The sequence below is a fragment of the Paenibacillus sp. RC67 genome, from assembly GCF_030020805.1.
GTDB lineage: Bacteria > Bacillota > Bacilli > Paenibacillales > NBRC-103111 > Paenibacillus_S.
This window is the reverse complement of record NZ_CP125098.1, coordinates 5,475,273-5,487,542: the sequence shown is the minus strand read 5'-3', so window position 1 is coordinate 5,487,542 and position 12,270 is coordinate 5,475,273. Positions and strand designations below refer to the sequence as shown.

Genomic DNA, 12,270 nt, shown 5'->3' with positions numbered 1-12,270 from the left:
GTTCGACCTTAAGCTTGAAACCAGCTGTGGCTGTTCAAGTTGATTTATCCCTGTTGATCTGTTTAAAAGCAGTTTCAGGAAAGTCGTATCTATTGTATTATACATAGGTTTGCTTGAATAATAAAATATTTCATGAATATGTCAAGGTTTTTCTCCCACTTTAGAGGGTTTTATGTTACCATATAAACGATACCAAAATGTATGAAATGTAAATGAGGTGCTTTATTTGAAAATTTCTACCAAAGGCCGATACGGATTAACCATCATGATGGAATTAGCAACCCGATATGGAGAAGGTCCTACCTCTTTGAAAAGTATTGCCGAGAAGCATCAACTCTCCGAGCATTACTTGGAGCAATTGGTTGCGCCTCTGCGGAATGCGGGCTTGGTTAAAAGTATTCGCGGCGCTTATGGGGGATATATTTTATCGAAAACAGCGGAAGACATTTCTGCAGGCGATGTGATACGGGTGTTGGAAGGGCCAATTAGCCCAGTCGACTTTACCGAAGAGGACGATCCGGCTAAACGTGACCTGTGGGTTCGTATCCGCGATAGCATTGCTGAAGTTCTCGACTCTACGACTTTGCACGACCTGATATCCTATAAGGATGAAGGACAAAACGATAATTATATGTTCTACATATAGTTTAACGGAGCACGGATATGATGTTCATTTACTTCGATCATGCTGCGACAACGCCGGTTCATCCGGAAGTTGTCGAGGCTATGCTGCCCCTATTTACACAATCTTTCGGGAACGCCTCCAGTACCCATAGCGCAGGAAGAGAAGCACGTTCGGTCATCCATCATTCGAGAGATACGTTAGCTTCCTTTATCGGCTGCGCGCCTTCCCAACTCATTTTCACAAGCGGTGGAACAGAAAGCGATAATATGGCTCTATTTGGTGCTGCTTATGCAAGGGCATCTGAAGGGAAACACATTATTACGACTCAGGCCGAGCACCATGCCGTGCTGCATGCCTGCGAACATTTGGAACGGCAAGGGTTCGAGGTCACTTATTTGCCGGTAGATAGTACCGGTCGTGTCAGCGTATCGGATGTAGAGCAAGCCATCCGTCCGGATACGATATTGATCAGCATTATGTATGCCAATAATGAAGTCGGAACGATTCAACCGATAACGGAAATCGGAACGATTGCACGGAACCGTGGCATTTATTTTCATGTGGATGCCGTGCAAGCGCTTGGAAATATACGTATGGATTTGAGTAGTCTGCCAGTTGATCTCATGAGCTTTTCCGCGCACAAGATTAATGGACCCAAAGGTGCCGGAGCGCTGTACATATCGAAGAAAGTGAAGATTGAACCTCTATTGCACGGGGGCAATCAGGAACGCAAACGTCGCCCGGGGACTGAAAATGTCGCTGCTATTGCCGGGTTGGCCAAAGCGGTAGAAATCCTAAACGGTGAAATGTATGAAAAGCAACAAAAGTTGGAAAAACTACATAATGCAATGACTTCAAGGCTTCAGGAACTGCTTGGCAAGGATCAAGCCGTTGTCAACGGACATCCGACTGAACGGGTACCCCATATTCTCAACGTGAGTTTTCCAGGTGTAACAACGGAAACTATGCTTATGAATCTGGACCTTGAAGGTGTAGCGGCTGCAAGTGGCTCGGCCTGCACTTCAGGTTCTTTGGAAGTCTCTCATGTTTTAAAAGCTATGGACCTTCCGGAGTCACTTATGACTTCGGCCATACGCTTCAGCTTTGGCCTCGGCAATACATTGGAGCAGATTGAAATAGCAGCTCAAAAAATTGCAACCATCGTAAACCGAGTCCGTAGTACATAGTAAACAAATGTTTAATTAACAGCTGCTTCAGGAGGAAGTCTCCATTGAAAAGAGCGCGTGATGTGATCGGTTTACCGATAATTTGCGTACAATCCGGTAAGCAGGTAGGTACAGCAAAGGACCTTTTGCTGGGTGATGCTTGGCAGGTCGAAGCGGTATTGTTGGAGACGAAACATTGGTTTGCCACTCCAAGCTGTATTTTGTGGAAAGATGTTATCGCATTGGGCGAGGATGCCATTACGATTGAGCATGAAGAAGTTATAAGCCGTCTGGATGATGAGCAATGCTATACCTCATTGGTTAACGGAGACAGGAAGCTGAAAGGCATGCCCGTCTTAACAATAAACGGTCAGCAATTAGGAATCGTTGACGACGTTTATTTGGATCAAAATAGGGGTAAAAAGGTAATAGGATATGAATTAACAGAAGGTTTTATCTCCGACTTGAAGGAAGGGCGCAAATGGCTTCCTTTGCCTGATTCCGTAACTGTAGGTAAAGACGCGATTATCGTACCCGTTCACTGCAATGATACATTGGAGGAAAGTATAATACCAATTGAAGAATAGGGTGATTCAGATGCTACGTTGTCCAAATTGCAATTCCAAAGATATCGGCAAAATTGGCTCCCACCAGTTTTATTGCTGGGGCTGCTTTATTGAGCTGACGGTGAACGGAGAAAAAATGTCCGTCTATCAGGTTGAAGAGGACGGAACACTTAGTTCCCTCGATGATTTATTTTTTGAAGATGAAATGCCACAGGTTCATGCCAACTGAGTAGTTGAATGAATTCAATGATACAGTTTCTACCGGTCTCAACGCTTATTTATGCGTGGGGGCCGGTTTTTTTGCATTCAATCCAAGGTAGCCGTGCTATTAATCAGTGTATTCTGATTCAATCGAGTTATGACGTTCCATTGCAATTCTCGGGAGTTCAGGATTAAGATACCAGGGTTGTACATATACTGTAAGAGTACGATAGAACGTGCTACGAGGTAGGTGATCCGATTGGAACGATTTTATAAGAGCCATCTATTTATGGTCCTAGTTTATATCTTATTGAGTTTGCTGATATTGTTCTTTTTAATACAAATTAAACCGATGATCATGGCTATCTATAGCTTTCTTAAAGAAATCTTGGCCCCTTTTATTATAGCAATGATCATTTCCTATGTGCTTAATCCGGTCGTATCCTTGCTTAATGCTCGAAAGGTACCAAGAACGGTAGCCGTGCTGCTAATCTATGCGGTGTTCATCCTATCGACAACGGTCGTTCTCATGAACGCCATTCCCATGTTTATGAGTCAGCTGGCTCAGCTCAACAATCACTTGCCGCAGATGGCTATGAAGGCTCAAGGCTTCGTAGATGGAATGAACAGCGTGCAATTTTTACCGGACAGTGTCCGGACAGGCATTAATCAATCGCTAGCAAAGCTGGAAAATGGTATTTCGTTGGCTATTTCTCACTATATAGATGGCATTGGAAGCACAATCAATATGGTGTTTATTGCTTTTATTATCCCGTTTTTAGCATTTTACATCTTAAAAGATTTTCAGCTTATTGAAAAGACGGTATTGGCTATTGTGCCTAAGGCTAAACGAAAGCAGGTTATCACGCTGCTAGTTGATATGGACACAGCGCTTGGTAACTATATCCGCGGTCAATTCCTCGTCTGCATGATTATCGGAGTATTGGCCTATTTGGGGTATTGGATGATAGGCATGCCCTATGCCTTATTACTGGCCTGCGGGGTGGCAATATTTAATATCATCCCGTATTTGGGACCCTTTTTCGGAGCGGCACCGGCGATTATTATGGCATCAACCATTTCTTTAAAAATGGTGCTTATGGTCGTTATCGTCAATACGATATGTCAGATAATGGAGGGGAATATCATTTCTCCCCAGGTGGTGGGCAGATCGCTTAAAATGCATCCTTTGGTGATCATATTCGCTTTGCTGGTCGGCGGCGAGCTGGCCGGTGTTGTTGGCTTGATCTTGGCGGTCCCTTTTTTTGCTGTTATGAAGGTTATCCTTCAGCATGTGTTGATGTACTACGTACACCGCAGAACGACATAATATTTTCATAAGCTGAAGCAGCCCAAATTTTTGAAACCAACTATAGTTTGGCTGCGTATTACCTTAAGCTCGGAAAATTAGAGCGGTACAAGTGCATATGCATATGTTTTTGGAGGAGCCTGTCACCAAGGGCTCCTTTTTGCCGTTTTCAGGCTTACGAAGTAAGTTTTCTTACGAAAACTCAGCAATGCTTATGAAGCAAGTTTTCTTGCGAAAACTCAGCAACGCTTTCGAAGAAAGTTTGCTTCGCAAACTCTAAGGAGGGTCAACATGGATCAACAAGCATGGATTGCCATCGGAATTTTTTTAGTTATTTACGCGTTAATTATTAGCGAAAAGATCCATAGGACCATCGTCGCTATGATCGGCGGAATATTGATGGTAGCGTTAGGGATCGTCAGCCAGGAGACTGCGGTACACCACATCGACTTTAATACACTGGGTCTATTGATTGGAATGATGATCATCGTTGGTGTTACGGCTGATACGGGACTGTTCAAGTATATAGCCGTATGGTCCGCTAAAAAGGCAGGAGGGCATCCAGTACGGATTCTGGTTGTTTTATGCATAGTGACGGCTGTCGGCTCCGCTTTCCTGGATAACGTAACAACCGTACTGCTAATGGTGCCAGTTACATTGAGTATCACAAGGAAGCTTCAGGTTACGCCGATTCCATTCCTTATATCGCAAATTATGGCGTCCAATATCGGAGGGACGGCGACCTTAATCGGTGATCCTCCGAACATAATGATTGGCAGTGCCGTCAAAGAACTGACGTTTATGGCTTTTATCAACAATTTATCACTCATATCCATGTTGATTCTGATAGTGACACTGCCTTTTTTCGTTCTAATTTATCGCAAAAAAATTCAGACAACCGCTGAACTGCGACAAGGGATTATGGAAATGGATGAGAGGGCGGAGATTACGGATAAGAGATTGCTGAAAAAATGTCTTACTGTTCTTGGGCTCACCGTATTTGGATTTTTTATCCATCAAGTCGTTCATTTGGAGTCGGCAACTGTTGCGCTGGCTGGAGCGTTCCTGCTGTTATTGCTGACAGGAGAACATGCTTTGGAGCAGGCATTTCAACGTGTAGAATGGACCACAATATTCTTTTTCGTCGGGCTGTTTGTTTTGGTGTCGGGATTAGTGGAAACGGAGGTCATTGCTGCGCTTGCTGAATACGCAATTGGGATTACGGGGGGAGACGTCACAAAATCAGCAATCCTCATCTTGTGGCTTAGTGCGATCGCATCCGCTTTTCTCGATAACATTCCATTTGTCGCTACGATGATCCCTCTGATTCAAGAAATGGGAACCATGGGAATTGCGAATCTCGAGCCTTTATGGTGGAGCTTGGCATTAGGTGCTTGCTTAGGCGGAAACGGCTCTCTTATCGGAGCGAGCGCAAATTTGATTGTAGCTGGAATATCGGGAAAAGAAGGACATCCGATCTCTTTCATGACCTTTTTCAAAGTGGCTTTCCCACTGATGCTGTTATCGATTGTCATCGCCAATATTTACATTTATTTGCGTTATTTAATGTAGAGAAAGAAAATACTATGACCTCTGAAGAACAAACCGGTGCTGAGTTGACATAGATATCGTGAAACGTATATAATTTCCTTAATTACTGCAAAAAATGGATAATTGAAAGCGTTGATGAAATCAAGTAAGCCATAGTCCATGATCCAGAGATAAGGTTCTAGACTTCATGCCGCATGAAGACTAGCTGAGAGAACCTTTGAATGAAGGATGGCTGAAAGCTCATTTCGGAGTGCGGAACAAATCCGCCGGATGGACTCGTTATTCGTCTACTAAGGAGATTGTGCAGTCTGTAAAAAGCTTGTTATAAGCTTGAACGAGAGGCTGTACGGTAACCAGGGTGGTACCGCGATTGATTCGTCCCTGTTAGCAGGGGCGATTTTTTGTTGTTAAAGCAGTTTTTGTGGCTCAGCTGGCGGCTTATCGGGGTAAGGATTTGTTATAAGCGGGTACTTGGAACAAGGATTGCATCTGTCTGCTGACGGAACCGGGTTAACACAAAAACAGATTATATAGTAGGAGGACATATTAATATGAAAGCTAGTGAAATCCGTTCCAAATGGTTAGCTTTTTTCGAAAGTAAGGGACATAAAATCGAGCCGAGCGCTCCGCTTGTTCCTCATAATGACCCGTCGTTATTGTGGATTAACGCAGGGATGGCGCCGTTGAAGCCTTATTTTGATGGGCGAGTTGTTCCCGACAATCCGCGTATTGCCAATTCTCAGAAGTGTATCCGTACCAACGATATTGAAAATGTAGGCAAAACCCGCCGTCACCAAACGTTTTTTGAGATGCTCGGCAATTTCTCTATCGGCGATTACTTCAAAGAAGAAGTCATTACTTGGGCATGGGAGTTTTTGACCGGCAAAGAGTGGCTCGGTCTGGATCCAAACCTTCTTTCGGTGACGGTATATCCTGAGGATACCGAAGCGTTCGAATTTTGGAATAAAAAAATCGGTCTTCCTGAGGAACGCATTTACAAGCTGGAAGATAACTTCTGGGATATTGGCGAAGGCCCTTGCGGACCTTGTACGGAAATTTTCTATGACCGTGGGGACGCGTACGGTGATCTGAATGATCCCGAATGCTGGCCTGGGGGTGAGAACGAACGCTTCCTTGAAGTGTGGAACCTTGTATTCTCCCAGTTCAATCACAATAAGGACGGCAGCTATACGCCTCTTCCTAATAAGAACATTGATACGGGTGCAGGCTTGGAGCGTTTCGCGAGCGTGCTGCAGAATGTAGATTCCAACTTCGATACGGATTTGTTCCAGCCGATTATTCAGCAAACCTGCAAACTCACAGGCGTGAAATATCACGAGAATGAAGAGTTTGACGTGGCTTTGAAGGTTATAGCCGACCATATTCGTACGGTTGTTTTCTCCGTTGGAGATGGAGTGCTTCCTTCCAATGAAGGCCGTGGCTACATTATCCGCCGCTTGCTGCGCCGCGCGGTACGTTTCGGTAAAGTCATCGGTATGAATAAACCATTCCTGTACACCTTGACACCAGTCGTAGGTGAAGTGATGGGCGTATACTATCCGGAAGTGGTGGACAAACGCGAGTTTATCGAGAAGGTTATCCGTACTGAAGAGGAGCGCTTCCACGAAACATTGTCCGATGGCTTGATTATTTTGGCTGAGATGACGGAAAAAGCACTCAAAGAGGGCTGTACGCAAATTAGCGGTTCTGACGCTTTCAAACTGTATGATACTTACGGATTCCCGTTTGATTTGACCGAGGACTTTGCTGCCGAAAAAGGAATGACTGTAGATAGAGAAGGCTTTGACCGTTCTATGCAGGAGCAGCGTGATCGTGCAAGAGAAGCGCGTAAGGATGCAGATAGCATGAAGGTTCAAGGAGGACCGCTGTCTGAGTTAACGGATAAAAGCGAGTTTGTTGGGTATACTGATTTGGTAACAACTGCTAAAGTTATCGCGATTGTGCATGAGAACCAATTTGTCGATTTGGTCGGCGTAGGCGAAACTTGCCAAGTTATTTTGGATAAGACCCCTTTCTATGCTGAAAGCGGAGGTCAAGTAAGCGACCATGGCTTAATGACGGCAGGGGATCTTCAATTGCGTGTCGATGATGTCGGCAAAGCTCCGCATGGTCAGCATGTTCATACCGTCACTGTTGTAACCGGGGTCCTTCGTAAAGGTGATACCGTACAGGCGGCTGTCAACGTTGAGCTGCGTGACGACATCATTAAAAATCATACGGCGACCCATTTGCTGCACAAAGCTTTGAAAGAAGTATTGGGTGACCATGTCAACCAAGCGGGCTCTCTAGTGGCTCCAGAGCGTCTGCGCTTTGACTTCTCGCATTTTGGCAGTATTAGTGCGGAAGAACTGCAGGATATCGAACAGCGTGTCAACCGTCAAATTTGGAAAAGCACTCCACTTAGCATCTCGCTCAAACCGATCGCTGAAGCAAAAGCGATGGGCGCGATGGCGCTGTTTGGTGAAAAATATGGCGACGTCGTCCGCGTCGTACAAGTTGGCGGATACAGCTTAGAGCTGTGCGGCGGCTGCCACGTAGCCAATACAAGCCAAATCGGCTTGTTCAAAATCGTTAGTGAATCAGGAATTGGTTCCGGAGTTCGCCGTATTGAGGCAGTAACCGGACGCAATGCATACGAATATTTGGATCAACAGCTTCAATTGCTGCACGACTCCGCAGTGCTCCTGAAAGCAAACATTCAAGATGTCCCTAAACGGATCGACGGCTTGTTTGTTCAACTGAAGGAGCTCTCCCGTGAGAATGAATCGCTAAAAGCGAAGCTGGGTAAGATCGAAGCAGGTTCCTTAACGGATCAAGTGAAGGATGTACAAGGAGTTCCGGTATTGGCGGCTCAAGTAAGCGCCGGCGATATGGAATCACTACGCGGCATCGTGGATCAAATGAAGGCCAAACTAAGTTCGGCTATCATCGTTCTTGGAGCAGCATCCGAGGATAAAGTAAACCTTGTGGCAGCTGTAACGCCTGACTTAATCGCAAAAGGCTTCCACGCAGGTAAGCTGATCAAAGAAACGGCTGCTATTGTAGGAGGCAGCGGCGGTGGTCGTCCAGATATGGCGCAAGCAGGCGGCAAAGATGCTTCCAAGCTTCAAGAAGCGCTGCAGCAAGTAGAACAGCTTGTAGCACAAGTGACTGCTTAACAATTGGAGCTAAACTTTCCTATATGGTAAAATAAATTTGCTCTGTCAACAGGAATTATTCGACACGCAGCGAATATAAGAAGATATCAGCTGTTGTCAGCTATGCTTTACATTTATGTTTCTAAGGGGGTGTTGGGATGAGTTCGATGGATAAAACGATGAAGTTTAACGTAAAAGCAGAGGAAATCGAAACATCGCCCAAGGAAGTCATGTTGGCGGTATATGACGCGTTACAGGAAAAGGGCTATAATCCGATCAATCAAATTGTGGGGTACCTTTTATCCGGCGACCCGGCTTATATTCCCCGTCATAACAATGCAAGGAGCATAATTCGCAAAAGGGAGCGCGATGAACTGATCGAAGAGTTGGTTCGTTCCTATTTGCAGCAGCATAAATCGTAACAGGATGTCGGAGTCGGGCATTCTAGTAATGTCCGAATCTGCTTTTGGGAGTATAACAAATGGAACGTTTAATGGGGTTGGATTATGGTGATAAGACCATTGGTATTGCTCTAAGCGACGAATTGGGCTGGACTGCTCAAGGATTAGAAGTCATACGTCGCACTACCGTGGAGAAGGATTATGCCAGAATCCGTGAAATTATTGAGCAATACGGTGTCCGTGAGCTGGTTGTCGGATTGCCGAAGAACATGAACAATACGATTGGGCCGCGGGGAGAAATTTGTATCGCATTCGCCCAGTCTTTGCATGAAACTTTGCAAATGCCCGTTCATCTATGGGATGAGCGGCTGACTACTGCGTCCGCACAGCGAACGCTGCTAGAAGCCGATGTAAGTCGCAAGAAACGGAAACAGGTCATTGATAAAATGGCAGCTGCGCTTATTTTGCAAGGATATATGGATTCCAATTCGAAGAGGTGAATGGTATGTCTAAAGAGGAACAACTACAAGAAGAAGAACTGGATATCATTGTTATTCCGGATGATGACGGTAATGAAGAGGAATTTGAAGTGGTTGCAAGGTTCGAAGTGGATAGATCAGACAAAAAGTATTTGATGGTTGTTCCGATGGACGCCGATGAGGAGTCTGACGAAGTGTATGCTTTCCGCTACGAAGAAGACGGAGACGACTTACAGCTCTATACCATCGAAGATGAAGAAGAGTGGAACATTGTGGAAGAAACTTTCAATACTTTGATGGATGAAGCGGCCGAGGACGAAGAAGAATCCCGATAATCGCAATACAGGAGGCAGTCCTTTGTACGAATTGAAAGATATGAAACCAACGAATCAGTTGCGCAGCGCATACGGAGATGATATTATTTTGTATGATGACCGCGAACAATCCATTGCCTACAAGCTTCTGGCCGAATTTCAACTGGGTACCCAAAGCTATGCGGTGCTGCAGCCTGAGAAAGGCAAGAATGAAGAACCTGAAATTTTCAAGGTGACTTCGAATGACGGGGAGCTTGAACTCGAAACCATAGAAGACGATGACGAGTGGGAAACCGTTTCGGAGCTGTATGACGAAATGACGTTCCCGCAAGAAGATATGTAGCAAACTACAATTTGCTTTCAAACGGAGGCGAGCGGAGACAATCCGCTCTTTTTCGTTGTTTAATGGTACATTATGGAATTACTGTGGAAGGAGCACATGACAGCGTGACTGCAGGACAAAGGATGACGGTGGGCAAAAAAATCGTCATTACCATGATAATCGTAATCCTGGTAGGTGCAGCAGGTATAGGTTGGTATGCAAGGCAGATGCTGCAGCCTGTATCTCCTTCGGAAAAGCCTGTACGCGTGGTGATACCTTCCGGTACGGGATCTTCGGCTATTGCGCAAAAGTTAGAAGCATCTGGGATTATTCGCAATGCGGAGATGTTTACATTCTATTTAAAATACAAGGGACAAGGGGATAAGCTGCAAGCGGGTGAATATGAATTCACTCCAGGCATGACTCTTGAAGTTATCATTGATGTACTCAACAAAGGATTAACCGTAAAAGAACAGGGCATTAAACTGACCGTTCCCGAGGGCTATACGGTGAAACAAATCGCTGAAAAGGTGAATCAGCAGTTCGGTACAAATGTTTTATTGTTCATGGAAACCGCCCAACAAAAGAAAGACTTTACCGCGCAATCGTTTTCTTATATTCCTAACAATTTGCAGCTTAACAGCAGGCTGGAAGGCTATTTGTTCCCTGATACGTATGAGTGGAAGAAGGATATTAAGATAGAGGACATGCTCGATCAAATGATGCTGGAGCTGGATAAGAAGCTTGCAGCGCTGCCTGAGGGCTGGCAGGAGAGCTTGAAAGCGCGAGGACAAAGCTTCCATCAAATGATGACTATTGCTTCTCTCATTGAAAGGGAAGTCGTTTTGGATGAAGAACGCCCCATGGTAGCTAGCGTTATCTACAACAGACTTCAAAAATCGATGCCTTTGCAAATCGATGCTACGATTCAGTATTTATTGGATAAACCCAAAGATCGCTTATTTGAGAAGGATCTCCAAATCGAGAGTCCTTACAATACGTATTTGCATACCGGACTGCCACCAGGCCCGATAGCTAGCCCAAGCCTAGCATCCATTAAAGCTGCGATTTATCCCACTGACTCCAAATACTTGTTTTATGTGACAAAGAAGGATGGGAGCAAGGGGCATTTGTTTGCGGAAACCTATGAGCAGCATCAGCAAAATATTGCGGCGAGCAAAAAGAATCAATAAGGGGAGAACAGTACGATGAAAAAACCGGAGCTGTATATATCAGCGGGCTCGGCGGAAGAAGTAAAAGCTTATATTGAAGCCGGTGCAGACGCCGTTGCCGTCGGAGAGCACCGATTTGGAATGCGTTTGCCGGGAGAGATCAAGCTAGATGAGTTAAGTGAGTTAATTCCTTGGGTTCATGATCGCGGTGCGAAACTTGTGGTCGTAGCTAATAAAATCATGGAGAATGATCTGCTTGCGGAGTTGGCTGAATATTTACGGAGAGTAAAGGAACTGGGTGCTGATGCCGTTGTATTCGGTGATCCAGCAGTGCTTATAGCGATTCGTCAAGGGGCTCAAGGGCTGCCGCTGCATTGGAATGCAGAAATGACCTCCACCAATTATGAAACGTCCAATTACTGGAAATCTAAGGGGGCAACGCGGGTGGTTCTGGCGCGTGAGCTTAACCTAGAGGAGACTCTCGAGATCAAGCGACAGCTTCCCCACATGGAGGTCGAGGTGCAAGTGCATGGCATCACGAACATCTACCATTCCAAACGGAGCCTGCTAAAGAACTATCAAGACCATCAGGGACATTCCGACCGTCGGGGCACTAGCAAAGAAGAAGGGCTGTTTCTGATCGAGCAGGAACGACAGGATGAGCGCTATCCAGTTTATGAGGATGTCAATGGAACTCATATAATGAGTTCTGACGATATCTGTATGCTTGAAGATTTGCATGAGCTGATGGGTGGTCAAATCAATAGCTTCCGAATTGACCCGCTGTTAAAGCCTTTGGCCTATAATATTACGGTGCTTCAGAGCTATAGAAAAGCGATCGATGCTTATTTTGCCGATCCAGAAAATTACGCATTCCAGGAAGAGTGGATGGACGCGATTCGCGAGCTCCAAGACTCGCGGCGCGAGCTGTCTTTCGGATTCTTTTATAAAGAGCAAGTCTATTAATACGAGATTGTTTGAATAACATTTTTTAAAGGGGTTGAAA

General features: G+C 45.2%; 13 protein-coding genes. All 13 read left to right on the top strand.

Features of this window, described 5'->3' with window-relative positions; genetic code table 11:
* The first annotated feature begins 226 nt into the window (after nt 1–226).
* The 13 genes from cymR to QMA13_RS24910 all read left to right on the top strand — a co-directional run bounded on the left by cymR (nt 227) and on the right by QMA13_RS24910 (nt 12,230).
* On the top strand, nt 227–646 hold the full coding sequence (gene cymR, locus QMA13_RS24970) for a cysteine metabolism transcriptional regulator CymR (protein WP_282936427.1): 420 nt from the start codon (nt 227–229) through the stop codon (nt 644–646).
* A 17-nt stretch (nt 647–663) separates the two neighbouring features.
* The gene (locus QMA13_RS24965) at nt 664–1,812 is read left to right on the top strand and encodes a cysteine desulfurase family protein (protein ID WP_282936426.1); all 1,149 of its coding nucleotides are present in this window, start codon (nt 664–666) and stop codon (nt 1,810–1,812) included.
* Between the two features lie 44 nt (nt 1,813–1,856).
* Nucleotides 1,857–2,378, top strand: a complete 522-nt coding sequence (locus tag QMA13_RS24960) for a PRC-barrel domain-containing protein (RefSeq protein ID WP_282936425.1) — start codon at nt 1,857–1,859, stop codon at nt 2,376–2,378.
* Between the two features lie 10 nt (nt 2,379–2,388).
* A complete protein-coding gene (locus tag QMA13_RS24955) occupies nt 2,389–2,586 on the top strand; it encodes a hypothetical protein (protein WP_282943535.1) in 198 nt (65 codons plus the stop codon).
* Nucleotides 2,587–2,817: 231 nt separating this feature from the next.
* On the top strand, nt 2,818–3,888 hold the full coding sequence (locus QMA13_RS24950) for an AI-2E family transporter (protein WP_282936424.1): 1,071 nt from the start codon (nt 2,818–2,820) through the stop codon (nt 3,886–3,888).
* Between the two features lie 270 nt (nt 3,889–4,158).
* A complete protein-coding gene (locus QMA13_RS24945) occupies nt 4,159–5,439 on the top strand; it encodes an ArsB/NhaD family transporter (protein ID WP_282936423.1) in 1,281 nt (426 codons plus the stop codon).
* 530 nt (nt 5,440–5,969) lie between these two features.
* Complete coding sequence (gene alaS, locus QMA13_RS24940) at nt 5,970–8,597, top strand: alanine--tRNA ligase (protein ID WP_282936422.1); 2,628 nt, start codon at nt 5,970–5,972, stop codon at nt 8,595–8,597.
* 137 nt (nt 8,598–8,734) lie between these two features.
* On the top strand, nt 8,735–8,998 hold the full coding sequence (locus QMA13_RS24935; protein ID WP_028549809.1) for an IreB family regulatory phosphoprotein: 264 nt from the start codon (nt 8,735–8,737) through the stop codon (nt 8,996–8,998).
* A 59-nt stretch (nt 8,999–9,057) separates the two neighbouring features.
* Nucleotides 9,058–9,477, top strand: a complete 420-nt coding sequence (gene ruvX, locus QMA13_RS24930) for a Holliday junction resolvase RuvX (protein WP_282936421.1) — start codon at nt 9,058–9,060, stop codon at nt 9,475–9,477.
* A 5-nt stretch (nt 9,478–9,482) separates the two neighbouring features.
* The gene (locus tag QMA13_RS24925) at nt 9,483–9,791 is read left to right on the top strand and encodes a DUF1292 domain-containing protein (protein WP_282936420.1); all 309 of its coding nucleotides are present in this window, start codon (nt 9,483–9,485) and stop codon (nt 9,789–9,791) included.
* 22 nt (nt 9,792–9,813) lie between these two features.
* Nucleotides 9,814–10,113 (top strand): DUF1292 domain-containing protein, encoded by a 300-nt coding sequence (locus tag QMA13_RS24920; protein WP_282936419.1) that lies wholly within the window; start codon nt 9,814–9,816, stop codon nt 10,111–10,113.
* 62 nt (nt 10,114–10,175) lie between these two features.
* Nucleotides 10,176–11,285 (top strand): endolytic transglycosylase MltG, encoded by a 1,110-nt coding sequence (gene mltG, locus QMA13_RS24915; protein ID WP_282936418.1) that lies wholly within the window; start codon nt 10,176–10,178, stop codon nt 11,283–11,285.
* 15 nt (nt 11,286–11,300) lie between these two features.
* Nucleotides 11,301–12,230: a peptidase U32 family protein gene (locus QMA13_RS24910; RefSeq protein WP_282936417.1), complete on the top strand. Its 930-nt coding sequence runs from the start codon at nt 11,301–11,303 to the stop codon at nt 12,228–12,230.
* Nucleotides 12,231–12,270 lie beyond the last annotated feature (40 nt).

Excerpts from the sequence above, each read along its gene's own strand:
- QMA13_RS24935 (WP_028549809.1), top strand. The coding sequence starts at position 8,735 with ATGAGTTCGATGGATAAAACGATGAAGTTTAACGTAAAAGCAGAGGAA.
- mltG (WP_282936418.1), top strand. The coding sequence starts at position 10,176 with ATGGTACATTATGGAATTACTGTGGAAGGAGCACATGACAGCGTGACT.
- QMA13_RS24910 (WP_282936417.1), top strand. The coding sequence starts at position 11,301 with ATGAAAAAACCGGAGCTGTATATATCAGCGGGCTCGGCGGAAGAAGTA.
- QMA13_RS24965 (WP_282936426.1), top strand. The coding sequence starts at position 664 with ATGATGTTCATTTACTTCGATCATGCTGCGACAACGCCGGTTCATCCG.
- QMA13_RS24945 (WP_282936423.1), top strand. The coding sequence starts at position 4,159 with ATGGATCAACAAGCATGGATTGCCATCGGAATTTTTTTAGTTATTTAC.
- ruvX (WP_282936421.1), top strand. The coding sequence starts at position 9,058 with ATGGAACGTTTAATGGGGTTGGATTATGGTGATAAGACCATTGGTATT.
- QMA13_RS24955 (WP_282943535.1), top strand. The coding sequence starts at position 2,389 with ATGCTACGTTGTCCAAATTGCAATTCCAAAGATATCGGCAAAATTGGC.
- alaS (WP_282936422.1), top strand. The coding sequence starts at position 5,970 with ATGAAAGCTAGTGAAATCCGTTCCAAATGGTTAGCTTTTTTCGAAAGT.
- QMA13_RS24925 (WP_282936420.1), top strand. The coding sequence starts at position 9,483 with ATGTCTAAAGAGGAACAACTACAAGAAGAAGAACTGGATATCATTGTT.